Here is a 24190-nt window from a genome sequence, read left to right as displayed (position 1 = left end):
AGAGCAGCAGAAGTAACTGCGGGGATGAAAGATGGAGCAGGTGCTCCTCCCGTTCACCCCACTTTTTGCGGTTCAGGAAACATTGGGCCCAATGGGAGCTTTATTCTTCATGGAAGATGTCGCCGCCCGCGCAGTTCCGGCTAAGGGGGACCATCTGGCCCTCAGCTATGTCCTGCCGATTGCAGCACATGTGCCCCAAACACGCGCGTTATCCGGCTATCTTCGGAGACTCAGCCGAACGGTGGACGACGTGATTGTGGTGGATGGCTCTCCGGAAGAGATCTTCGATGCGCATGCCCGCTCCTGGTCCTCGCATGTTCGCCATCTGCGCCCGGGAATGCAGACCACGAATGGCAAGGTCGCAGGAGTGATGACAGGCGTACAGGCCGCGCGTCACGAATGCCTGATCGTCGCAGACGACGATGTTCGCTATCGGCACGCGGAACTCGTCCGGATGCGGGCCTTGCTGCAAGAACACGAGGTGGTGCGACCGCAAAATTATTTCCACCCTCTGCCGTGGCACGCGCGGTGGGATGCTGCACGCAGTTTGCTGAACCGGCTCGGTGATGGCGACTGGCCCGGCACGCTGGGCGTGCGCCGGTCATTCCTGTTGAATGCAGGCGGTTACTCAGGAGAGGTCCTGTTCGAGAACCTCGAACTGGTTCGTACGATCCATGCAGCTGGAGGGCGCGAGGCGGTTCCGTTCGATCTATTCGTCGTTCGTCGCCCGCCGGACACAGCTCACTTCCTGTCCCAGCGGGTGCGCCAGGCCTACGACGAATGGGCACGGCCTCGGCGTTTTGCCGCAGAATTGGCCCTTCTGCCTGCTGCGATACTGGTGAGCCGCCGCGGGCCGGGCTGGCTGTTGGCGGCAGCGGTCTGCACTATGGCCGCCGCGGAGGCAGGACGGCGGCGAGGAAACGGCCGAAGCGTTTTCCCAGCCAGCAGCGCGCTGTGGGCGCCGGCCTGGCTTGCGGAGCGAGCGGTGACTTCCTGGATGGCGCTCGGGACGCGGCTCATCTTCGGAGGGGTGCGCTATCGTAACACGCGTATGAGGAATGCAGCCACTCCGCGACACATCCTTGAAGAAAATGTGGGCGAACGCCCGTTCCACACGCGCGCTGAATTGGCTGCCGAAAGCAACACCCAGGAGCAGTCGAACGGCTAACGGACCTGGAGATTGCGATCCCGGCGCTATCTCGCGGGCGCCGCGGGTATGGACGCTGTTTGCGCTGTGGGCGTCAACCCGGGGTCATTCGCGCCCCGATGCAGGCTCAAGAAGCCGAGGTGTCAACCTCGCCCTTGTCGCGCGCAGTTCGGCTAATACCAGCCAGAAGACTCTGTCGTGCCAAAATGCTGAGCCGGCCCGCAGTGAAGGCCCGCCGGCTCATGCACTCTTATGCAATACCGTGCTTCAGCTGGCTCATTTGATCGTGGCCGGCTTTGACGGAGGTCCAGGCTTCGTTCACCGCCGCTTGAGCTCGCGCTGAAAGGTCGGTGTTGCGCATGGCTGTTTCGAACTTTTCCTTGAGGTAGTCTTCGCCCCGCTCGACCTCGTTGACGATAGCTTTGTCGTCAGTTCCAGTGACCGCCGACTTCAGGTCGACAAACACGCGGTGCATAGAGCCGAGGGTTGAGGCATCGTCCTCGGGAGTGCCGCCCGCTTCCGCTACGGCGGCTTGCAGACTGGTGACGACTTGCTGGCGTTCCTGCGCGCGTTCGTTGAACAGCTCGGCAAAGCGGGGGTTCTCGACGTTCTCGGCGGATTTCTGATAACCCTCGATGCTGTCCAGCAGAGTTGCGATCAACGTATTCAGCACGGTGACGTCGCTCGCTGTGCGGTTTTCAGCCCCGTTGGCGGGGCTAGCGGATGTATCGCGGAATTCATTCATTGGAAAATCTCCTTGCAGATGAGCCAACAACGCTCGACCGCCGGAATAGTAGCGGCACTTTCTCACCTAGACGCCGCTGTCGCACATGAGAGCCGCGCCGGGCGCGAAAGGAAACGACTGATGCGGGCAACCCGGGCCCCGCCTCTTCAAAGAAGTGCAACGGGAGCAGATTTCGCTTTTCTTGTGGAGGGCGCCGGGTTGGCAGCCACAGCGCTACGGACTTGGCTGCGCACTTCCTGCACCTGCGTTCGGCTACGATCCGTCGGGTTTGCGACAATCCAATTGAGCTCAACAATCCTCGACCGACCAGATCGGTTCGGGTCTTGTCAGGCGGGAAGCCCGTCAGCAGAGTGCCGGAATGCGGCATTCTCGCTGAGTGGTCCGCCAGCGACAGCCGCCTCTCGACTGGCACGGTCTTCCACGGCGCGCCTCTTCCTCTGGTAGTAGCGGTATCCGGCATAGCCGAGTGCTCCGAGAGCGGCTAGTTTGAACACAGCAGTTCCTCCTTATCATTGTTGCGCACCGGGAAGTTTACAGGCGCGCGCGGATACACAGCGACGGCGTTGATCGATATCGGACTACCGTGTTCCCGGCGGCGCCAGTAGCGATCGTGAACCGCGAACGCGAACGTCTGTACGAAGGGTTCGATGAGTCCGATCGCCAGAGCCTTTCGCCAGTCCCAAGTGAGCGCATAGGCAACCATGACTGCCACTATGAGATGCATAAGGGCATAGCTCGCAGTCTTGAGGTTCAGTAGATCGGCGCTGAACCCGTGGCAGCCGCGCACGGTCAGTCCTCGACCGGCGTAGTGCGGCCCGCGCCTGGTCCCGCACCCAAGTCTGCGCCAGTGACCGCATCGACGCCTGGATCGGACAGGGTGCGCTCCGCCAGAGCCTTGACAATCTTGCTGTCGTCGCTCGCTAGCTTGACGCTGGCCGTTCCATCTCCACCGTCTAGGGCGGGGGTAGGACCGTCATCGCGGTCCCACATCTCGCCCGAGTTCCAAGGGCCGTCCATGTCTCCGTCACCTTGCGAGCCGTTCACATAGAGGTTCGTGAATTCGTCTTGCCCGGGGAGCTTGCCGGGAGGGAAATTGTCGTCGATCGCGTACAGCGCCTTCTCGAAGGACTTCTGATGCGCGATTTCGCGGGTCATCAAGAAGCCCAGCGCGTCCTTGATGCCCGGGTCGTCGGTGGCGTTGATCAGCCTTTCGTAGATAATCTTGGCGCGGCTTTCCGCTGCGATGTTCGACCGCAGATCGCATGTCGGATCACCTCGTGAGTCGATATAGGCTGCAGTCCACGGCACGCCGCTTGAATTGGTGAGCGAGGGTCCGCCGCCGTAGAGAATCGATTGCGTGTGACTGTTGCCGCCCTGATTCAGGGCGAGATACATCTCCGCTTCTTCCATCGCGCCCTCACTCAGCCGAGCCTTGACGCCCTTGTTGAGCATAGCGACAATCGACCCGATCACTTCAAGGTGGCTGAGCTCCTCCGTGGCAATATCGAGCAGCATGTCCTTGCGGCCCGGATCCACTTCACCCAAGCCTTGGGTGAAGTACCGCATGGCAGCGGCAAGCTCACCATCGGGCCCGCCAAACTGCTCCAGCAGGAACGAAGCCAGGACGGGATCCGGGCCTTCGACGCGAACCGTGTACTGCAGGCGTTTGTTGTGCATGAACATAGGGGGTTCTCCGCTCGCCAGTCTTCAAGCGAACAGATGAGTCCGCGCCCGAAAGCCAATCGCTTTCGGTGGTGGATCGCATTCGTTAACTTGCTGAACTTTGAGAAGCTTATGAAACGGCAACGGCAAGCGTCAGTTCCCCGCTCTCGAAAAAATTCCTGCTCCCGAACTGGGCTACGGGAGTTGCGAACTGCCGTACGTTTTTCATCGGCATCGGCCTCGGAGTCCGTCCGCGGTCGCCTGGCCAACAGGTTCCATCGACGACGCGGAAGGCGTAAAATACTCTTTCGCTAGATTGTGGTCACGCAAGGGTGAGGGTCGGTAGCTACGGGTCCGTGAGCCAGCATGCCCGGCGAAGGATGCTTGTTCGTTGAGGAAACCTAACCAGTGTGAGTGCATTCGTGTGCTCGTCCGCCGGAACGGACAGCAGTGGCTGACGTATGCTCAGCACAGTGTCGTCCGATAGGAGAAGCTCAGTGCTAGCGATGGACTACCGGGGACCATACCGGATCCGTGTCGATGAGAAGCCCATGCCGCGGATCGAGCATCCCCGCGATGCCATCGTTCGAGTCACCCGCTCGTGCATCTGCGGATCCGACCTTCATCTCTACCACGGCATGGTACCTGACACTCGCGTGGGCTCGACCTTTGGTCACGAGTTCACGGGGATTGTGGAGGAGGTTGGTTCCGGCGTAGAGAACCTGAACGTGGGCGACCACGTGATCGTGCCGTTCAATATTGCCTGCGGCCAATGTCATTTCTGCAAGCAGGGCCTCTTCGGCAACTGTCACGAGGCCAATCCCCACGCGACGGCCGTAGGCGGCATCTACGGCTATTCTCACACGGCAGGCGGCTACAACGGCGGGCAGGCCGAGTATGTTCGCGTGCCCTATGCCGACGTGGGGCCGACTCTTATTCCGGATTGGATGGACGTAGACGATGCCGTCCTTCTGACCGACGTGGTCCCGACAGGCTACCAGGCGGCCGAGATGGGCGGGATACAAAAGGGAGATACCGTCGTCGTGTTCGGCGCCGGGCCCGTGGGCATAATGGCCGCGCGGTGTGCCTGGCTATTTGGCGCGGGCCGCGTGATCGTGATCGACCGGTTCGAATACCGGCTTGAGTTCGTGAGGGACTACGGACCTGCCGAAGTCTACAACTACGAAGCGCTCGACGACGTGGTCACCTTCATCAAGCACGCCACGGACGGACTCGGTGTCGACGTTGCGATCGATGCGGTGGGCGGGGACGCCAAGGGCAACTTCCTTCAAACCCTGCTGGGCAACAAGCTAAAGCTGCAAGCCGGCAACGCCATCGCGCTTCACTGGGCGATCAACTCGGTCAAGAAAGGCGGGATCGTCTCCATTGTGGGGGTCTACGGCCCCACTGGTAACGTGGTGCCGATCGGCAATGTCGTGAACAAGGGAATCACGATCCGCGCAAACCAAGCCGCGGTTCCCCGTTTGCTTCCCAAGATGATCGAGCACGTGAAGGAAGGGCGTATCAATCCCAAAGCCCTGATCACGCACAGGGTGCCGCTCGAGCATATCGCGGACGCTTACCACATCTTCGCGGCCAAGCTCGACGGGTGCATCAAGCCCGTGCTGGTCCCATCGAACGCCTGATGAAGGATCGCGCCATGAACAAGTTGCAGAGGACAAACACGAGGACTCCCGCCGACGCCAGCAAGATCCTCGGCTGGGGCGTCGACGCCGATCCACAGAACGACCCGACCTATCCTTTACGCGACCGCAGCAAGGAGGACGGTCTGTCGGTCGATTGGAAGCGGCCGCAACAACAGGATTCCGGCATGGAGATACTTCAGTCCATAGAGTTCGCGCACACCCCGGCAGTCTATGGCACCAGCGTACCCCCGAGCGGCGTAAGCGGGATGATCCGCCGCGCTGCATTTCGCTGGAGCGAGTCCAACTGGCTGCACTGGCTGCTGCTGATGGGCGCGGACCGAGTGAACGTGGTTGAAGGGATTGCGCAGGATCTCGCCCGCGGCAGGTTGCTGAACATTCCGGCCGAGATGGGCGCCCGATCGGAATGGCAGCACAACAAGAAGGGCTTCGCGACCAAGGCAGTCGTGGTCGCGGCCCTCGGCGCGGGCGTGGTCACGCTGCTGAGATGGCGGCGCGCGCGGTAAGATCCGGTGCGCGTTGGTTGAACCTGAACGCCGAGCCTCGGGCAGCGGAGCATCGACAATCGCGCAAGTTGCGGACGATCGCCAAGTGCAGGTGCGGTCCGGCTTTGGAGTAGAAGATTGCAATCCGTCGCTGAAGGTACCGGCAAGGAGCTCCTGCTAATGCATGGGATTGGAAGCGCGAGCAATGGCCCGGGCACGCCGATGCTCCCTGCCGTGTCATCCCCTGTGCAGGCAGGGCCGGCTCTGCTGGCCCGTCCAAGCCAAGCGGGCGTTCGCAGCCATTCCGGCGGCGATGCTCCACTGGCTCAAAGGCTACGGGCATAGATCATGTGGGACGCGCCGCGACGACCCTGGAGATGTTTCGTGAATCCATGGAGGAATGCTTGAACGTGGGGTATTCTGCGCTCGTCGGCGGATGCTGGCCGTGGTGCTCTGCCATAGCTCGTCCCAGACGGTGGCACGATCACGGGCACAATTGGACCTTGAGATGAGTGGGACACAGAACCATCTGAGGGCCAAGTGGGACGCGGTACGCACAGGTCTGTGGCTGCTTCCCAGCGGCATGTTCGCACTGGGCGTGCTTCTCGCCATTGCAATGCTCAACGTCGACAAAGTTGCAGGCCCGCAGGACGGCCCGCCGAGCTGGTGGCTAAGCGGGGGCGATGGCCAGGATGTAAGCAATCTCCTTTCGACTCTGCTCACCTCCGTCATCGCTATGGCCAGCATTGTCTTTTCCGTGACGGTCGTGGCGCTGTCGCTGGCGGCGAACTCGTATGGCCCCAGGCTGATCCGCACATTCCGGAGCGCCACGAGCACGCAAGTCACGCTGGGCATCTTTGTCATGACGATCGTCTATCTGCTAATTGTGCTGAGCTCAGTCAGCCACCGGATGGAATCGCAGACGGTCCCACACATCTCGGTGGCGGTTGGCAGCTTGTTTTCCCTGGGAGCCGTTCTTGGACTGCTTGCCTTCATCCAGGGACTGTCTCGCCTGATGGTTGCGGACGAGGTCGTGCGGCGGGTGAGGAAGGAGCTCGACGATGCAGTTGAAAGTCTCACACCACTCAATCAGTCCGAGCACGCTCCGATTCCTCCCGGAGTCGAGCGCGACTTCGAGACAGATGCCGTGCGTGTTCAGCTGCCCAGAGAGGGCTATGTTCAGGCAGTGGAGTTCGAAGATCTCGCGAGATGGGCCGCAGAGCACGATCTTACAGTAAAGTTGAACTTTCGCCCTGGGGATTTCGTGGTGGAGGGAGATCGCAAGGTGCTTGTTTATCCCGCTAGCATCGAGCCGGATTGGGCCCGCAGGGAGATTGAGCGGTTCATCGTCAGCGGACAGGAACGAACGCCCACGCAGGACCTGGAATATGCAATTCGCCTTCTCGTGGAAGTTGCAGTTCGCGCTTTATCGCCGGGGATCAACGACCCCTTTACGGCCCTCGCTGTTATTGATCGGCTCCGGGGCGGCCTTTCTCGTCTGGCAAACCGCAGTATGCCGACGCCCATCGTGTGCGATGCGGGCGGGGAGCCGCGCGTGGTACGGCGAGTCCCCACCTACGCCGGAGCGGCTGACATGGCGTTCAACCAGATTCGCCAAGCGGGGTGCCAGAAGCCGGCCGTGCTCACTCATATGCTCGAGGCGATCGGAGAGATCGCGGAACACATTCGAACTCAGGAGCAGCGTGACGCCCTTGTTCGTCACGCCAGACTGATCTTGGAAACCGGGCGCAGGGAGACCTGCCAACGCGCGGATATTCACGACATCGAGCGGCGTTTCAGGAAGGCAGCGCAGGCTTTATCCGAGGCCCCTCTGGCTCGAAGCGGCAGCCCCCGGCAAGATGCCCCTATGTAGAACGGAAAACTCGCATTTCCGATCCGCTTGAGCACCGCTTGGGCATGAGAACGAAGAACAGAAGCAAGGAGCGGCTCGGTCGATAGAGAATTTAGCTGAGCAGTTCGGCCCAACAGTGCCTATAGCGCGAACTGTATGGCCGTCCGCTCGAAAAGAGAGGCCCTCCCCGTGCTTTTTGCAATCCGAGCTCTGGCTGTCGAACCGGAGCGAATGCCGTATTCAAAATGAGAATTATACCCCCCGTTTGAACGGGTACGACTGCCCGTCTCTCGCAACAAGCTGCGAGCAACGTCGAGTGTCTTCTGTGGATGGCTCCCGCGTTGCACGGGTTTGTGAGGTCTTGGCATTGAATGGGTGCAGCCGTCTGCTCGGCCGGTTGATGCGGTTGTTGTAGACCGCTAGCCCTTTCATAGATCACGCGGGCCGAATGCTGTCGACGGAATGGAACGCGGCAGTCGGCTAACCGTTACGCTCCGTCGGGATTAACAGCTGGAGAAGAATGACTATGCAGTCGACCGAGCACCCGACCAAATGCGCGCCTGTGCAAGTCACTACAGGCACGAATGCGACTGTGACCGGTCGAACGAAGTATCCGATCCTGGTTCAGCTGCGCTCTAGATGAGGATGGTTCCCGGGGCATATCCGTTCCCAGTTCATGGGAGCCTTTGGAGAGGCCGGCGAGCGCCGGCTCGGCGCCTCTGGCGTTCGCCTGCTGCGGGAGCAGCCGGTGCCCGGTAGTCCTACGATGATTGATCGCGGAAATACGTCTGCCAGAAGGGGCAGAGGCCTTACATCATCCGTCCTGACAGGCGGCGGACAAGCCGGTGCCCTCATGCGTGCGCGCGACTGGACGTCGACGCCGCTTGGGTCGCCGGAGACCTGGCCGGAGGCACTCAAGACGCTGGTCGCGGTGATGCTAGGATCAAGCCAAGCCATGTTCCTGGCTTGGGGAGGGGATCGATGCCTTCTATACAACGACGCTTACGCCGAGATTCTCGCATCCAAGCACCCGGCGGCGCTGGGGCAGGATTTTCTGAAGGTATGGCAGGAGATACGCGGCGATCTCGTCCCGATCGTCGATAAGGCTTACCGGGGTGATCCCGTGCAGATGGATGACATCGAGCTCTGGGTAGACCGCAAGGGCTTTCGCGAGGAGGCCCACTTCACCTTCTCCTACACCCCCGTGCGCGGCGACTCCGGCGATGTCGATGGATTCTTCTGCGTGTGCCAAGAGATTACAGCTCAGATCGTTGCGGAACGGAGCCTCAGGGAAAGCGAAGCTCGTGCTCAGGCCGATGCCGAACGAGTGAGGCTAGCGTTGGACGCTGGCGCGATCATCGGGACGTGGTTCTATGACATTCCTGCCGATCGTTTCGCCGTGGACGAGCAGTTCGCAAACGCCTTTGGCATCGATCCGGAGCGTGGCCGCAGCGGTCTCGGTTTGGAGGAGATGATCGCCACCGTTCACCCCGACGATAAGCCCGCCCTGGTCGCCGCAGTCGAGGAGGCGATCGCAAAAGGTGGGCCTTATGCTCACCAGTACCGGGTGCGTCGGATGGATGGGAGATATTACTGGATCGAGGCGAACGGGCGTGTCGACAAGGCGAGCGACGGTACGCCACTGAGCTTCCCTGGTGTGTTGCTCGATATCGAGGAACGCCGCCGGACTGAAACCGCGCTTCAGGAAACATCCCGGAAGCTGGATGCGATCCTGAACAACACACGCGAAGCTGTGTTCCTGATGGATCATCAACAGCATTGCGTCTATGCAAATGCCGCAGCAGAAGCGCTGACCGGCTACCGCGCCGAGGACCTGCATGGGCGGCCGCTGCACGAGCTGATTCACCACAAGAAGCCGGACGGCTCCCCCTACCCGATCGAGGAGTGTCCTATCGACCGGGCCTTCCCGGCTCGCGCGCAGATGAGCGGTGAGGAGTTATTCGTCGCGCCGGACGGCTCCTTCTATCCGGTCGGGTTCACCGCGAGTCCGCTTCTCGATGAAGAAGGAAGCCCGGTCGGCACGGTGATCGAAGCTCGCAACATCGCCGAGGAGAAAGCCCGTGACGAGGCGCTGCACGAACAGAAGCGCATCCTGGAGACCCTGAACCGCACGGGAGCGACGGTCGCGGCTGAACTTGACTTGGAGCGTGTGGTGCAGACGGTCACAGATGCAGGCGTCGAGCTGACCGGCGCACAGTTCGGCGCCTTTTTCTACAACGTGCTCAATGAAGCCGGAGAGGCCTTCATGCTCTACACGTTGTCCGGCGCTAACCGTTCTCAGTTCGAGCGCTTCGGAACGCCGCGTGCGACGGCCGTGTTCAAACCGACCTTCGACGGCGAGGGTATCATTCGGTCCGACGATATCCTTGCTGACCCGCGCTACGGCAAGAGTGCGCCGCACTGGGGAATGCCCGAGGGGCACCTGCCGGTCCGCAGCTACCTCGCCGTCCCAGTGGCCTCACGCTCGGGTGAGATCATCGGCGGGCTGTTCTTCGGTCATCCCGAGCCTGGCCGATTCAACGAACGCCATGAGACTTTGATGCTGGGCGTCGCGGCCCAAGCGGCAATCGCCATCGATAATGCGCGTCTCTATCGTGACGCCCAGCTTGAGATCGAGCAGCGGCGCAAGGCGGAAAAGCAGCAGCAACTATTGATCAACGAGCTCAATCACCGGGTGAAGAACACTCTCGCGATTGTGCAGGGACTGGCGCAACAGTCCTTCAAGGGGGACGTCTCGGCCGATGTTGCGCGGGCGGCGTTCAATGCTCGGTTGAGTGCACTCGCCGCAGCCCATAATCTTCTAACAAGCGCGGGTTGGGAAAGAGCATCGCTGTTGGACATCATCTCAAGCTCAGTGCGTGCAACCGCTGGAGCAGCTTCATCGCAAGTCACGTGCGGAGGGCCTCAGATGGTCCTTTCTCCTCAAACAGCGGTTTCCCTCGCTATGGCAATCCACGAACTCAGCACCAATGCTATCAAATACGGCGCGCTCTCCCATGATGCTGGAACCGTTTCAGTCGTGTGGCGTGTAACCCGGGGCGAGGACGGGCCGCGCCTTCATCTCGAGTGGATCGAGCTCGGAGGACCGCCGGTTGCCGTACCGACGAAGAAGGGATTCGGCACGCGCATGATCGAACGTGGGTTGGCGGCCGAGCTTCGCGGCGAAGTTGTACTCGAATTTGCATCAAGCGGTGTTCGCTGCGTGATCGATGCTCCATTGCCGGAGGCATGAGGTGAGGGAGCTAACCTCGGTTCTGATACTTGAAGATGAGCCCATTGTCGCGTTCACGCTGGAGGACATGCTCCTCGATCTTGGCTTTGAAGACGTACGGCTTACGACTTCCATCGAGGATGCGTTCCGCTCACTCGAAATCGATAGCCCGGATGTCGCGGTCCTGGACGTTAATATCCGGGGCGAACGAAGCTATGGTGTGGCCGATAAACTGAGCAGCTTGGGCGTGCCGTTCATCTTTGCGACCGGCAATGGGAACGCTGAGCATCCGGAGGGGCTGAAGTTAGTGCCGACGCTAACGAAACCCTACAGTCCTGAAGACCTGGCATCTGCATTAACCGTTGCCAGTAGCCGCGTGTGATCTGCAGCTTCGCCGGTGGCAAGCGGACGAGGTGATAGGAAACGTTCCGCGGGACGGCCGCTGAACATCTTCAACATACGGCAGTGCTGATGCGCTGCGCTTGCGCTCAGCCGCCGAGCACAATCGCTCACGTAGCAAACCGGCCTTCCACGCTCAGTGGCAGCCAAGCTACAAACGGGCACTTCCTCTGCAGTCTGGCATCGGGATCGTCCCTGGGCTGGCAGGCCTCGTGGCTTGCTATGTCTCTTGGGATTGGCGGTGGCTTGCTGGGGGCGTCGTGATGTTGGCGAACTGGCCGCTCACCCTGTTAGCCATCGCGCTGGTCAACAAGTACTTGATGGCAATGCAGGAATGTGAAGCTGGTGCGGAGAGCCGTGTGATGCTCATCCAGTGGGGAAGACTACACAACGTGAGGAGCGCGCTGCGCGCGGCGTCGACGGTGCTTTTTCTGTGGGGCTTCGCGGCGACCAGCTAACGTCCGTGTCCCACCCTTCTTCCGTCATCAAGCTTGTCCTGACACCATCGATACCCGCCACTTTGCCACCAATGTTTCTGCGTGAACGTACTTCCGCGTTCTAATCCGGAGCCCCTGCGGCGGGCCCTTGCAGACCAGGCGGGGGCCTCTCCGGCGCATCCGGGTCGCGGGCATGCTGGCGATCAAGCGCCCGCATCATAGGCGTAACCGTCAAGCCGTGAAGCAGGATGGAGAGCAGCGCGACCAGTCCCACGATCGCCCAGAGTCGCTCCCCGTCCGCAAAGTCGCCATGATTGAGCGCGTAAGCGACGTAGTAGAATGATCCAACGCCGCGGATGCCAAAGAAAGAAAGGGTCAATTTCTCCGACAGGTCGGCCCTAAAGCCGGTCATTGCGATCATTCCGGCGGCGGGGCGCACCAAGAGGATGACTGCAACGGCGGCAAGCCAATCCTGCCAGCGGAGCGGTTGCAGCAGTCCGTCGATCAGGGCTCCGCCGAACAGGACCAGCAGCACCATCATGGCTATGCGCTCCAGCTGCTCGGTGATCGCGTGCATCTGGTAATTGAACTCGTGGTCTCGATGGGATCGCCGCAACGTTAACGCCGTCACGAATACAGCGAGAAAGCCATAGCAGTTCAGAATTTCCGTTACGCCATATGATACGAAAGTTGCAGCGATCGCGATCAGACCATCGCCCGTTCTCGCGAGCTTGGTCTCTGCCGGTACGCGGAAGGTAAGCCAGCCGAACAGTTTGCCGATCAACCAGCCGCCCGCGACACCGACGCCGACTTCCCATAGGACGCTGTGTAGCACCCACTCCCGGGCCCAGGGTTCACCCATGGTGGCAGCCAAGCCCAGCACGATGGCCAGATTGACGAACGGGAATGCGAGGCCGTCGTTCAGGCCAGCTTCCGATGTCAGGCCGAAGCGCACCTCGTCTTCCTCGCCCGATCTTGGTGGTCCGACCTGCACATCCGCCGCGAGCACCGGATCGGTCGGTGCCAGGCTCGCCCCGAGGAGCAGCGCCGCCACCCACGTGAGGCCAAGTCCCCAGCCGCCGATCAAGGTGATTGCCGCGATGCTAAGCGGCATCGTGATGGCAAGCAGCCGCCAGGTGACACTCCAGCGTCGCCATTCGAACGTCCTGTCGAGCTTCAGACCCGCGCCCATCAACGCGATGATGACGACGAATTCAGTGAACCGTTCGCTAATCGTAGGATAGGCCATCGGAAGTGGCTGCAGTGAGATCGCCGGAATGGAGAAGATCACCCCACCGATCGCTATGCAGATGATGGGCAACGAAAGCGGTAAGCGCCGCAACGCAAGCGGCAGCCACGCGACCAGTGCTATCAGTACGCCTGCTCCCGTGAGCCACAATATATAGGATTCCGGCGGCGGGAGAGTGGGCATCCATTTGCAACAGCAAAGCTCGCCCGGAGTTCCTGTCCGGCCCTCGGCCGATACAGTCTTTCCTTCCCGGCGTTACCAGCGGATGGGGGTATCACGATGAAATACCGCCGGAGGGGAACATCGTGGGCTTCGGATGCGTTGCCGTAGAGAAGGGAATATCTCATGCGCGTTCTGAATATCGTTACTTTGATCCTGGTCATCGTAGGCGGACTTAACTGGGGGCTTGTGGGCCTCTTCGAATTCAATCTCGTGGCGGCGCTGTTCGGAGAGATGTCGATGCTCTCTCGAATTGTGTACGTGCTGGTAGGCCTCTCAGCGTTGTGGCAGCTTGTTCCGCTCTTTCGCGGCGATGAAGCTCGCGCTCACGCGTAAGGGCCTTGGCGAGAGCTGGTCATACCGGCGGCTGGTGAACGGCCCGGACGCGGTCTACTAGGGTGCACTCACGCGCGGTTCTTACGTTCGTTGCCGCTTGGGCGCGGTAGCCCAGCCGTTTCCCGCTGGATGGTAGCTTCTCAACACGGATTACTCGTGTTCCAGGGGCATGGTGAAGGTGAAGCGCGTCTCTTCATCCGAGGACTTTACGCCCACCGTCCCGCCGTGCGCCCTTGCAATTTCGCTTACGATGAAGAGGCCGAGTCCAAGGCCGTTCTGGCTTTTGCGCACATCGCCCCTTGCGAACGGCTGAAAAAGTCGTTCGCGCGCCGCGAGCGGTATCGGGTCGCCCCCGTTGGCGACAGAGAACACGAAGTGAGCGTCCTTGGTGAAGGCCTGGACCCTGATCGGAGCGTCGGCGGCGCCGTGGGTGACGGCATTGGACAGGAGATTCGCGGCCAGTTGGCCGATCCTCGCCGGGTCGCAAGCGATCGGGCCCTCGATTGCAAACTCCGTGATAATCGCGCGTTCGGGGTGGACGGCCTGGATTTCTGCTACGACCTGCTCCAGGATGGGTTCGATAGGCACTTCGCTTTCGCGGGACAGCGTAAGCCCCTCGCCAAGCCTCCCACGAGCGAAATCGAGCAGATTGTCGACCAGCGCTGAGGCACGCGCGACAGTCGATCCCATCTCCTTCGCCACTCTGATCCCGCGCTCGCTTAATGCTTCGCGTTCGGTGAGCATGCGAACGCCCGCGGCCAGCGCCGCCAGAGGGTTGCGAAGGTCATGCCCGAGCACCGCTATGAATTGCTCGCGCAGCGCGGCCGTCTCCTGCTCCGCCTTCGCGACTGTTTCGGCCCTGATCCGCGCTTCGAGCAAGCTGCGCTCGTAAGTGCGCCGGTCGACGGCCTTGAAAAGAGTCAAGCGCGTAAAGATGTGATGACCGCTATCGTCCCGACGTTCTGTGGCGTTCGCCAGAACCGGCACCTTTCTTCCGTCGCGCTGCACGAGGTCGAGCGCGATCTCGAACACGAAGCCCTGCATCCGCAGCAAGGGTGCGAGATGCGTCTCGTACGCTATCCGGCCTCCGACGCTAAGCAACTCGTGTATCGTACGATTCAGAAGCCGCTCGGCGGGTGTATCGAGCCAGTTCGCCAGCGTTGTATTTACCTTGACGATCCTGCCATGGGGCGAAAGCGACAGGTACCCGCACGGCGCGTTCTCGTAGAGATCTGCCAAATCCTCTGTTGGCACTGACTCAGACAAAGGCGCGGATTGCTGCGGTGACTTCATCGGGGGCGCTCAGGTTCGGGCAGTGGCCGGTGGCGTCGAGCAGAACAAAACGACTGTTTGGAACTTGAGCGTGAACATATTCGCCCACGCACGGCGGAGCGATGATGTCCTCGCGGCATTGGAGGATTAGCGTTCGCGCCGTGATCCCAGGCAGGTCGGCGCGATTGTCGGAAAGGAACGTAACTCGGGCGAATTCCCGCGCAATGTCCGGGTCCGTGTTGCAGAAGCTGTTGGTTAGTGCCTCGCCAAGTTCTGGTCGATCGGCATTGCCCATGATCGCGGGCGCCATGGCTGCGGACCAGCCGAGGTGATTGTCGGCAAGAAAGTCGAGAAGCTCATCGATCTGCGCCCTGGAAAAACCGCCGACATAGCCTTCGTCGTCAATGTAGCGCGGCGATGGGCCGACCATAACAAGGTCGGAAAACAGGCCAGGCGCCTTCCGTGTCGCCAGCGCGCCGATCATGGCACTTACGGAGTGACCAACAAAGACCGCGTCGGTCAGTCCGAGCGCCTCTCCGATCTCCACAATGTCGTCGGCGTATCCGTCCAGAGTAGAATACTTGGCAGAGTCATAGGACGTCAGGTCGGAGCGCCCGGAGCCCACCTGATCGAATAGGACGACGCGGAAATCGTCCGCGAAGTTCCGTGCAACTGGATCCCACATGTGCTGATCGCAGCCGAAACCATGCGCGAACATCATCGTGCGCACGCCGTTCCCAAAGACATTCACATTGTTGCGCTGCAAGACCATGCCCGGTCGCTAGCACAGAGGGCCACTTCGTCCTAGCCGCGTTGCCCCCGGGGAGCATCCAGCCAGACACCGCCAGCAATGTTCGGTTGCGCGCTTGGCGTCCATCAAAGCGCCCCTTGCTTCCAACGAAGTCAGCTCGAGTGCGTCGTCCGCGCGATGGAACCAAAACGGGTGCTCCGAGCTGCCTCTGCCACGAGCAGACGAACGGCTCGGCGGCCATGGACGGGGCTCAACAATCAGATCGCCCAACTCAGGCCACAGCACGACGAGGCCGAGCGGAAGTTACGCGAACCGGAGCGGGGCAGCATCAGTGCCCTGCCGACTGTCACCGAGATCAACGCGCTGCTTCACTCGGTTGCGAGGCTTCAGGCTCACCACGGCCGGTGAATACGCCAATCTCTTCGAAATCCAGCGCCTCGACGCCAGCAAGCCGCGCGAACACTGAGCGCGACGAGACTGACCATGGCGCGCATTACTGAATGAAGGATGGGAATCGTTGCAGGGAACGACGGCAGCCGGGGCGTGCCTCCATCAGTCGCCGCGGAAGAGGTCGCTTGAGGCTGACGATCGCGCTTCGATCATCTCGAGGAGCAGAGGCGTTTCATGCCAACTCTGCCTCTGACCCAGGCGTGTGGGTATGCGGGCACAACGAGAAGCGGATGGGGTGTCGGTGCATGAACAAACGGCCGCTATCGGGAATTTAGAGTGAGCTGCGGAACGGCGGTTTTGTCGGCATCATGCTCTTCACTTCGTTCGGTCGCATCATACCGGTTAGAGTGCACTTGGAGTTCCGTGCAACTTGGCCAGCCAGCTGAAGCCGAAATGCTTCTTGCTTCCAATAGTCTGGCTCAAGCCTTGATCCGTTTGAGTTGCCGAGGCCGCTGCGCAGGTTCCTAGATCGAGCGCTGGTCAGAGCGCCGACGTGCCCCGAACTCAGCTCTCTAGCGCTTGCAGCGGGCCATCGGGACGGGTGCGGAATGTGGCGGTTACGCGCCGCTCGAACGGTTTGGCGAAAATCGTCGAAACGGCGACATGCTCCACCCGCGCCTGCTCAGGCGTCAGCGTGACCAGCGCATAACCCTTGTTGTCCTGGTCGCAGTAGATGACTTCGTCGTTGGCCGCGGCGAGGAAGCGGCCCAGGCCCGGCAGGATCGAGCCGTAGGACGGGCTCGAGATTGCCGTGCAGCCGACCTCGACGCCCGCCAGCCGGCCCGAGCGATCGTGCAGATTGTTGCTCCAGGCGGCATGGCTGTCGCCGGACAGCACCAGCGGCCGTGATCCGGCCCGGGCGAACAGTTCGTAAAGCCGCTCGCGCGCGTGCGGATAGCCGTCCCAGCTATCGAGATTGAACGGAACGCCCGCGCGGTATCCAGCCAGCGCGGTGTCGATCTGTGCGCGATATTGCTCGGGCATCTGCGCGCGCATCTCGGCATATGCCTCGGCGCCGAGGCTCGCTTCAAGATCCGGCCCGGCAACCCGCGCCATCACCACCTGGTTGCCGAGCAGCTGCCACGGCTTGCCGGCCCACACGGAGGCGCCCAGCACCCCTTCCAGCCATTCGCTCTGCCCGCGCCCGAGCAATTCGCGTTCGGGCCGCTCGCGCTCGGCCAGCAGCGCCGCGACGCGTTTCGCCGCCGGCAGTTCGCCCTTGGGGGCCGCCTGCCGGTCGCGCGCCAGCAGCCGGGTCTCGACCATCGCCAGAGTGGCGAGGTCGCCGAATTCGAAGTTGCGGAAGATCGCCTCACGCGCGCGCAGCGGATCGGGATCGCGGATCGGCATCCATTCGAAGTAGGCCTGCATCGCCACCGCCTTGCGCCCGGCCCAGTCGCCCTCGCTTTCCGGCTGGTGGTTCTCCGCCCCGCCGATCCATCCGTCGTTGGTGACTTCGTGATCGTCCCACACGCAAATGAAGGCTGCGCGGGCATGGGCGGCCTGCAGGTCCGGGTCGGACTTCATCTGCGCGTGGCGGCGGCGGTAATCGGCGAGCGTGACGATCTCGTGCGGCGGATCGGGCAGCCGGCCGAGCCGGCGGCCGATCTCCGCGCCATAGCCCGTCTGGCCATATTCGTAGATGTAATCGCCCAGGTGCACCACGGCGTCCAGGCGCGGCAGGGCGGCCATGTCGGCATAGGCGTTGAACAGGCCGCCGGGATAGAGCTGGCAAGAGGCGACCGCGAGCACCAGTTCGTCCACCACGCCCGTGGGCAGGGTGCGGAAGCGGCCTGGCTGAGAGCGCGCGCCGCCAGGGCCTTCGAAACGGTAAAAGTAGTCGCGCCCCGGCTCAAGGCCGGTCACTTCCACCTTGGCGGTGTGATCGGCGGAAGCGCGTGCAGCGACCTCACCCGAGGCGATCGGAGCGCCGTGGGGGGAAGTAGAGACGCGCCAGGCGAGGGGAATGTCGCCGCCATAGCCCTCCTCGGCCGTAGCCCGCGTCCAGATCACCGCGCCGTCCGCCGCCGGGTCGCCGCTGGCGACACCGTGGGCGAAGCGGACCTCCCGGGGCGGCTGTTGCGCGATGGCGATCCCGGGGAGGCCCAACGCGCCCCCGGAGCCCAGCAGCGCAAGCGCGCCGCGGCGATTCATCGGCATTTCGGTTCTCCTTCTGCTCGTCCGTTCCACCTCAGAAGAACCGACCGGTCAGTTCCACGCCGTAGAAGCGCGGCTCTGCTGGGATGAAGGTCGGAATGCCGAAAGCGCCGCCGGTGTTGCCCGCATCGAGCAAGTAGTCCTCGTCAGTCGCGTTGCGGATGAAGCCGGCGATCTCGAACCGGTCCTCGGCGAAGCTGAGCCCCGCGCGCGCATTGAGCAGAGTGACCGCATCCTGCGAGAGCAGCTCGCTGTTGGGCATCTCGAAATAGATGCGGCTTCGGTGGGTGATGCTGGGCGTCGCGAAGAAGCGCATCCCGTTGCCGACCGGCGCATCCACGGTGAAGCCGGCCGCCCCCTGCCATTTCGGCTGCAGACGGAAGCGCGCGCCGGAATAGGCCGGCGTCAGGGCGCTATCTTCGTCCACCTTGGCGTCGATGTAGGCGCCATTGGCGAACAGGCTCAGCCACGGCGTGGCCTGCACCGCCAGCTCCGCCTCCAGGCCGAGATTGGCGGCCGAGCCGGCGCTTTCGGTGCGGCTCGAGCCATCGTCCTGCAGCACGCTGACCTGGAAGCCCGAATAGTCGAGGTAATAGGCGCCGAGTGAAGCGGAGACCGGCCCGCTGCTGACCTTCACGCCGGCTTCGTAGTTCCACACCACCTCTTCCGGCACGAGCTGGTAGTCAGGTACCGCGTTTCCTTGGCTATCCCGCGTAGCGCCCAGCTGCACGACGGCCGAGCGGCGGCCCTTCGACACGGTCGCGTAGAGGTTCACATCGTCGGTGGCGCGATAAAGCACGTTGAAGCGCGGCAGCACGTCGAAGAAGTCGTCCTGCGCGGTATAGGGCTGCCCGCCCGTATCGGTCTGGCCGGGGATCAGCGAGTAAGCGAGGCTCGGCAGCGCCGCCAGCAGTGCCTGGCGCATCTCTGCCGGGAGCAGGCCGATCAGCACCGGGGCCGGCGCAGTGGCGGAATAGCCCGACTGGCGGTCTTCCCACAGCAGGCGGACGCCGGCGGTAAGTTCCAGTCTGTCGGTCGCCAGCCAGGTTCCATCTGCGAACACCGAATAGCTATCGTTCTGCCCCTGGTTTTCGTAAACCGACCGATAGGGAAGCTGCGTCAACGCGCCTCCGGTCAGGGCCGCCAGGACCTGCGATGCGGGCACGCTGCCGTCCGCCGCCACGCAGGGCACATTCGGCACCGCGCGGGTCAGGCACTGCAGGAACGTCCCTTCCTCGCCGGAGAAAGGCACGGTCTGCCGGCCGTCCTCGGTGAAGTAGTTCCAGCCGAAGGAGCCACGCAGATTCGTGCCCGAGTAGGCGAAGCGACCCTCGTGGCTGAACTGCCAGCCCTTGGCGATCTCGGCGAATTCCAGGAACCAGGCGGCCGACCCGTCGGCATCGAAGGTCTCGAGGCTGTCGAACTCCCGGTAGCCGTTGACCGTGGTGAAGGTCCAATCGTCGGCGATCGCGTATTCGGCAGTAAGGTTCAGGTCATAGATTTCGCGGTCGAGCCCGAGCTGGTCCTTGCCCAGCACTTCGGCGGACAGGGGCGATCCGCCCAGGTTGGCCGGGTCAAAAGGATCGGCCGGCCCCGCTTCCGTCGGCAAGGTACCGGAAATGAACGGCGTTCCGCCATTGCGCTGGCGATCGAAGGTGCCGACCAGGTCGATCGTCAGATCGTCGTTCGGGGTCAGGCGCAGCGAAGCGCGCAGCCCCAGGTTGTCGAGCGCATACAGCGCCTCTTCCTGCGAAGGGTTGAGGTTTTCGACATAGCCATCGCGCTTCTTCCATTCGAAAGCGATGCGGCCAGCCACCTTGTCGTTGCCCGCGTTCACGAAGCCCGACAGCTTGGTGTAGTCGAAATTGCCGTACGCACCGCTCAGTTCGGCCGAAACGCCCGGCTCGGGCCTTGCAGGCACGATGCTGATCGCGCCCACGGCGGAAGCTGTGCCGAACAGGGTGGCCTGCGGCCCCTTGATGACCTCGATACGGTCAAGATCGTAGATCGACTGATAGCTCCCACGCGAGCGCGAGATGTCGACGCCGTTGTAGTAGAGTGTGACGCGCGGCCCCTGCTGCGCCGAACCGGAGTCCGACGTCACGCCGCGGATCACGATGCCCGGGTTGTTCGCACTCTGCTCCTGGACGTTCAGACCGGGGACGTAGTTCGAAAGTTCGTCGAGATCGGAGACCCCCAGCTCCTCGATCCGCTCGCCGCTCAGCGCGGAAATGGTGATCGGCACATCCTGCGCACGCTGTTCGAATTTCTGCGCGGTGACGACGATCTCGTTGCCCGACTGTCCGGTGCCTTCGAGGTCCATCGTGTCGGTCGCGTCCTGCGCCAAGGCAGGGCAGGCGACCAGCGCCGTAGAGGCGAGAAGAAGGCGTGCACTTGCGTAACGAACGTTCATAGTGGCTCCCGATCCTGAGGCTCGGGGGCGCAGCTATGCGCGATATGTGACGCTCAAGAGGCTGTTCGATTGCGGCACGATGAAACCGCCGGTCAGCATCGGGCGGGACGACACGGTGAGGAAACCTGTCCGCGCAGCAATTTTCTACGCACTTGGAGTCGTGAGCTGACACAGCTACCCGCACGCCACGAAGGGCAGCAATCCCGCTTTTCGCTGCTGAAAGCTGCCGTCAGCTCACGGCCCAGAAGGTGCCATACCTAGCCGCGTGAATGAGCGGCCGGTTTCGACGCTCAGGCGAAGCGCCGCGAACGTCGGCTTTGTCGAACTTTGCGGCCGTTCCAGCTTCAGCAACTGATGTCCGCTCTCGGGGCAATTGAAGCCCAGTCTCCGACGATCGAGTACGGCGGCGCGAAGCGGCTCATCTCCAATGTATATCGTTGGCGGTTCGATCATCAGACGAGGTCGGGTGAGGGGCGCTATGGTGGTTCCAATCAGCCCAGAGGCAGCTTGCCTACAAAGTCATTCGCCTTGGGAATGGTCCGACTTAAAGCTTACACTTCCGCACTCGATCAAAGCACCAACATCAACGTTCTGTAAGGAATCGGCTCTTAGTCCTGCCGCTCGATTGCGCGCGTGAGCTCCAGGCTCAGTGCTGCGACACGAATGGAGATGCAGGTGCCAAATCCGAAGCGGGCGCGGATCACGACTGAAAAGCAAGTCACACGAAAGCTGAAAGCCGAGAAGCGCGGCTCGCTCGAGGGTGAATACAAACCCTTCCTCCTGATCCACGACTTCACTTCGATCGGTCGCGTCTCTCGGGTGAAATACAGGGACCGCGAAGCGCATATGATGTCGGATCTGGAAACTGCAGTCTTCCAGGATTTGATGTGGCATCCCAACGTGGTTGAGATCCGCGAGCAATTTCCTCTCGAACGCGATGTTACCAAGCGGATTGCCGACGAGATGGGCATCAACCATCCCAAATTGAGCGGTGATGGCGGTCTCCTGCCCATGACCAGCGATTTCGTCGTCGACTTCCGTTTCGGGCCAGACGAACCGCTTGTGCGCCGTGCGGTCGCCGCGAAGCCGGTCTCCGCCCTTCGCCGCTCCGTGAAGGAGAGGCCAGGTAAGACGAATACCCAAGTGACCAATACAATCGACAGATTGGAGGTCGAGAGGCGGTACTGGGCGGAGAAGAACTGCGGCTGGTATCTCGTGACCGATGAGGACGCATGCAAGGTTCGCAAGGTCAATATCGAATTATTGCTCGGCACCGAGCATCCTGAAGCCGGCGAAGGAGACCTCTGGACCGACCGATTGATCCAGACCTATCTCGAGATGCAGGCCAAGCCGAAGGCGCGGATACCTGATTACGAGGAGGTCGGCGGCCGCGGTCAGCGCAAGAATTATCGCGGTAACGAGGAAAAGCGTCCTGTGGGCGAAGGCCGCCAAGTGTGGGCGGTGGTTGCCGACCGCGGTCAGCGCGCCGCGTGTGACGTCTTTCGGAGAAAGTTGTCACGAGTCTGACAGCACCTGCCGGCGCGGGTGCGCGTATTCGTCGTTTTCCTGGCGGAGCGGCTCCGAACTGCGACCTCGAAGTTGAATTTTCATGTGTGGTTTTGGCGTGAGGGAACGTCCTTGGAAGTGAGTACCCGGGGTTCCGTGCGTTCTGTGAAAGTCTGCGAGGGGTGAATGAAATCGCTTTGTCATGCCCGGCTGGCAGGGCACGAGCCATGTCTAATGAGTCGGGCCAGTGACTCAGATGTCCCTCTTCAAGAGATTCGCGCCGCGTCTTGGTACGATTTTGAAGAAGAGGGGTCTATCCGATTCCGAGGCTGAGGAGCTCGTTCAGGAGGCGTTTCTTCGCCTTTTGCAGTACAGTAAAGAAAACGATGTCGCGAGAGAGGAAGGGTTTTTGGTGCGAACGGCAGTCAATCTGTCGATCGACGCCGGCCGGCGCGCGGAGCGTTTGGATCTTGTTTCGGAGCCGGTGGAGGACCTGCCCCTCGTCGATGATTTGCCCGACCCGGAGCGGGTCGCGATCGGACGAAGTCGGCTCGAGTATCTCGCCATGGGGTTTGAGCGGCTCGACCCCATAACCCGCTCGATCGTCAAGGCGCGGCGCATCGAGGGGCTGTCGATGCGGGAGATTGCGCTGCGAGAAGGCCTCAGTGTGAGTGCGGTCGAGAAGCGGTTTGCCAAAGCTATGGTGTCACTCTCGTCCTGGATGCGGAACTTCTGATGAATGTTGGCCTCCCTTGACCGGAAGAGCTGAAGCCGAAGCGGCCGTCTGGTTTGCGCGCCTGGGCGATGACGCGCGCAGTCCAGAAGGACATTGCGGGCTGGCCAGCTGGCGTGGCGAGCGGCCGGCCAACGCCGCAGCGTTGGCCGAGATGGAGGCGCTGTGGTCCGACCTCGAGCACGTTGCCGCGCTATCCTTCTACAGTTCGGGCGTTGCAGCTGCTCGAGCTGCGGATCCTCAGAGGGGTGGTGAGGGCGGCCGCGCCGGATCGGGATTGACGAGAGCGCGCACCTGGCCGGTTGCTGCTGGCATCGCGGCTGCGGTCGCTACATTGATGCTCGTGTTTGCCTGGCATCTCCGGATCACCAGTCCGACGATTTTCGAGACACCGGTCGGGGGCCGGCAAGTTGCTTCCCTCCCGGATGCCTCGCGTGTGACGCTGAACACGAATTCGCGACTGTCCGCGCGGTTTACGGGGAGCGAGCGGTTGATCATGCTCGATCGCGGCGAGGCGCTATTCGAAGTAAGCAAAGATCCAGATCGTCCGTTTGTCGTGCAGACCCGTCTGGGCAGGGTGACAGCGCTGGGGACGAAATTTGTCGTTCGTGACTGGCAGGATGTAATGGAGGTCACGCTCCTCTCCGGCAGCGTCCTCGTGGATCCCCAGAAATCGGGTCAGGCGAGCTTCATCATGGCGCCCGGTCAAAGAGTGCGGCTTGGTGTGACCGGCTCCGCCACGGTCGATAAGCCCTCGCTTCCAGCTGTGACGGCTTGGCGCGACGGGAGATTGATTCTGCAGGATATGTCCGCGGTCGCTGCGGTGCGCGAAATGAACCGCTACGGGCGAAAACCGATAACGCTCGATCCCTCCGTCAGCACTGAGCAGTGTCAAGTAAGCGGCGTGTTTCGCGTCGCCGATACGGAGCGCTTTGCCAATAGCCTGGCGAGGATATGCGGACTCCGTCTCGTCCGATTGGACGATCGATATCTGATCGAGCCTTGATCGGCAGCGTTTCGATACCGCTTCGATGATGTGGACTTGCGGCGCGCCGTCTGGAGCCTGGAGTCGGCGTGGCCAGTGATAGTGCGGCACGGCCGCTTCAGCGTTTCGGCCAGCATTCAAGCCCTGAAAAAGGTGGTGCGGGTTCTCGCGAGTCCGACGTCCTTGGGGGTGTAGGGGCGGCGGCCAGTAGGCCGGGCGTTTTAAAATAAGAGTTACTCGAAAGAAGAGGCATCTCTAGTTCAAGTGGGCTGGAGAGGTTTGGCGCGCATAAAATATTTAAGTATTTCCAAGATATTCTGATAATATACACCCAAAAAAGGCTGACTGAGTCTTAAACTTGAAATACAGCGAATCTATCAGACCTCGCAAGAAAGGGTCTGGTTATTTGTATTGACTTAGGGGGCCTTTTGAATCCCTTGAATTCGCATGCGCAACGGCGATGCCGACCGCGGATCGGTGGGCAAGTACGCTTGGT

Annotated in this window: 19 protein-coding genes; 11 read left to right on the top strand and 8 right to left on the bottom strand. The window is 61.7% G+C overall.

The features are described 5' to 3' along the window. Window positions 1–31: 31 nt before the first annotated feature. Window positions 32–1168, top strand: a complete 1137-nt coding sequence (locus ETX26_RS06465; protein WP_225425521.1) for a glycosyltransferase — start codon at window positions 32–34, stop codon at window positions 1166–1168. Window positions 1169–1397: 229 nt separating this feature from the next. Here ETX26_RS06465 and ETX26_RS06460 read toward each other — a convergent pair whose 3' ends face one another. The 3 genes from ETX26_RS06460 to ETX26_RS06450 all read right to left on the bottom strand — a co-directional run bounded on the left by ETX26_RS06460 (window position 1398) and on the right by ETX26_RS06450 (window position 3575). Next, entirely contained in the window at window positions 1398–1892 is a 495-nt protein-coding gene (locus ETX26_RS06460) for a ferritin-like domain-containing protein (RefSeq protein WP_129523808.1), read from the bottom strand. Window positions 1893–2373: 481 nt separating this feature from the next. Continuing rightward, the gene (locus tag ETX26_RS06455; RefSeq protein WP_225425520.1) at window positions 2374–2679 is read right to left on the bottom strand and encodes a DUF2061 domain-containing protein; all 306 of its coding nucleotides are present in this window, start codon (window positions 2677–2679) and stop codon (window positions 2374–2376) included. Between the two features lie 2 nt (window positions 2680–2681). After that, entirely contained in the window at window positions 2682–3575 is an 894-nt protein-coding gene (locus ETX26_RS06450; RefSeq protein WP_129523807.1) for a manganese catalase family protein, read from the bottom strand. A 485-nt stretch (window positions 3576–4060) separates the two neighbouring features. Between ETX26_RS06450 and ETX26_RS06445 the strand changes: the two genes are divergently transcribed. From ETX26_RS06445 to ETX26_RS06420, 6 genes are all read left to right on the top strand, one after another. Next, a complete protein-coding gene (locus ETX26_RS06445) occupies window positions 4061–5200 on the top strand; it encodes a zinc-dependent alcohol dehydrogenase (protein WP_225425617.1) in 1140 nt (379 codons plus the stop codon). Between the two features lie 14 nt (window positions 5201–5214). After that, window positions 5215–5724 carry a hypothetical protein gene (locus ETX26_RS06440; RefSeq protein WP_129523805.1) on the top strand — a complete coding sequence of 170 codons (510 nt, stop codon included), beginning with the start codon at window positions 5215–5217 and terminating at the stop codon, window positions 5722–5724. Between the two features lie 415 nt (window positions 5725–6139). Then, complete coding sequence (locus ETX26_RS06435) at window positions 6140–7576, top strand: DUF2254 domain-containing protein (RefSeq protein WP_165271708.1); 1437 nt, start codon at window positions 6140–6142, stop codon at window positions 7574–7576. 832 nt (window positions 7577–8408) lie between these two features. Beyond that, window positions 8409–10808, top strand: coding sequence for a PAS domain S-box protein (locus ETX26_RS06430; RefSeq protein WP_165271707.1), 2400 nt, complete (start codon window positions 8409–8411; stop codon window positions 10806–10808). Window position 10809: 1 nt separating this feature from the next. Then, window positions 10810–11169, top strand: coding sequence for a response regulator (locus ETX26_RS06425; protein WP_165271706.1), 360 nt, complete (start codon window positions 10810–10812; stop codon window positions 11167–11169). A 100-nt stretch (window positions 11170–11269) separates the two neighbouring features. Then, window positions 11270–11644 (top strand): DUF1772 domain-containing protein, encoded by a 375-nt coding sequence (locus ETX26_RS06420; RefSeq protein WP_165271705.1) that lies wholly within the window; start codon window positions 11270–11272, stop codon window positions 11642–11644. Window positions 11645–11744: 100 nt separating this feature from the next. Here the strand turns inward: ETX26_RS06420 and ETX26_RS06415 are convergent, their stop codons facing one another. Next, entirely contained in the window at window positions 11745–13055 is a 1311-nt protein-coding gene (locus ETX26_RS06415) for a cation:proton antiporter (protein ID WP_129523800.1), read from the bottom strand. A 162-nt stretch (window positions 13056–13217) separates the two neighbouring features. Between ETX26_RS06415 and ETX26_RS06410 the strand changes: the two genes are divergently transcribed. Further along, entirely contained in the window at window positions 13218–13427 is a 210-nt protein-coding gene (locus ETX26_RS06410) for a DUF378 domain-containing protein (RefSeq protein ID WP_129523799.1), read from the top strand. Window positions 13428–13577: 150 nt separating this feature from the next. Here the strand turns inward: ETX26_RS06410 and ETX26_RS06405 are convergent, their stop codons facing one another. The 4 genes from ETX26_RS06405 to ETX26_RS06390 form a co-directional block, all read right to left on the bottom strand. Next, a complete protein-coding gene (locus ETX26_RS06405; RefSeq protein ID WP_263853369.1) occupies window positions 13578–14666 on the bottom strand; it encodes a PAS domain-containing sensor histidine kinase in 1089 nt (362 codons plus the stop codon). A 19-nt stretch (window positions 14667–14685) separates the two neighbouring features. Continuing rightward, a complete protein-coding gene (locus tag ETX26_RS06400; RefSeq protein ID WP_129523797.1) occupies window positions 14686–15471 on the bottom strand; it encodes an alpha/beta fold hydrolase in 786 nt (261 codons plus the stop codon). A gap of 933 nt (window positions 15472–16404) precedes the next feature. Further along, a complete protein-coding gene (locus ETX26_RS06395) occupies window positions 16405–18060 on the bottom strand; it encodes an alkaline phosphatase D family protein (protein WP_129523796.1) in 1656 nt (551 codons plus the stop codon). A gap of 31 nt (window positions 18061–18091) precedes the next feature. Continuing rightward, window positions 18092–20470 carry a TonB-dependent receptor gene (locus ETX26_RS06390; RefSeq protein ID WP_129523795.1) on the bottom strand — a complete coding sequence of 793 codons (2379 nt, stop codon included), beginning with the start codon at window positions 20468–20470 and terminating at the stop codon, window positions 18092–18094. 663 nt (window positions 20471–21133) lie between these two features. Between ETX26_RS06390 and ETX26_RS06385 the strand changes: the two genes are divergently transcribed. The 3 genes from ETX26_RS06385 to ETX26_RS06375 all read left to right on the top strand — a co-directional run bounded on the left by ETX26_RS06385 (window position 21134) and on the right by ETX26_RS06375 (window position 23715). Next, entirely contained in the window at window positions 21134–21997 is an 864-nt protein-coding gene (locus ETX26_RS06385; protein ID WP_129523794.1) for a TnsA endonuclease N-terminal domain-containing protein, read from the top strand. 235 nt (window positions 21998–22232) lie between these two features. Then, window positions 22233–22712 carry an RNA polymerase sigma factor gene (locus tag ETX26_RS06380; RefSeq protein ID WP_225425610.1) on the top strand — a complete coding sequence of 160 codons (480 nt, stop codon included), beginning with the start codon at window positions 22233–22235 and terminating at the stop codon, window positions 22710–22712. 16 nt (window positions 22713–22728) lie between these two features. Then, window positions 22729–23715: a FecR family protein gene (locus tag ETX26_RS06375; protein WP_165271704.1), complete on the top strand. Its 987-nt coding sequence runs from the start codon at window positions 22729–22731 to the stop codon at window positions 23713–23715. Window positions 23716–24190 lie beyond the last annotated feature (475 nt).

The sequence above is a fragment of the Pelagerythrobacter rhizovicinus genome (assembly GCF_004135625.1).
GTDB classification, from domain to species: domain Bacteria; phylum Pseudomonadota; class Alphaproteobacteria; order Sphingomonadales; family Sphingomonadaceae; genus Pelagerythrobacter; species Pelagerythrobacter rhizovicinus.
This window is presented reverse-complemented; position numbering and strand designations above follow the sequence as displayed.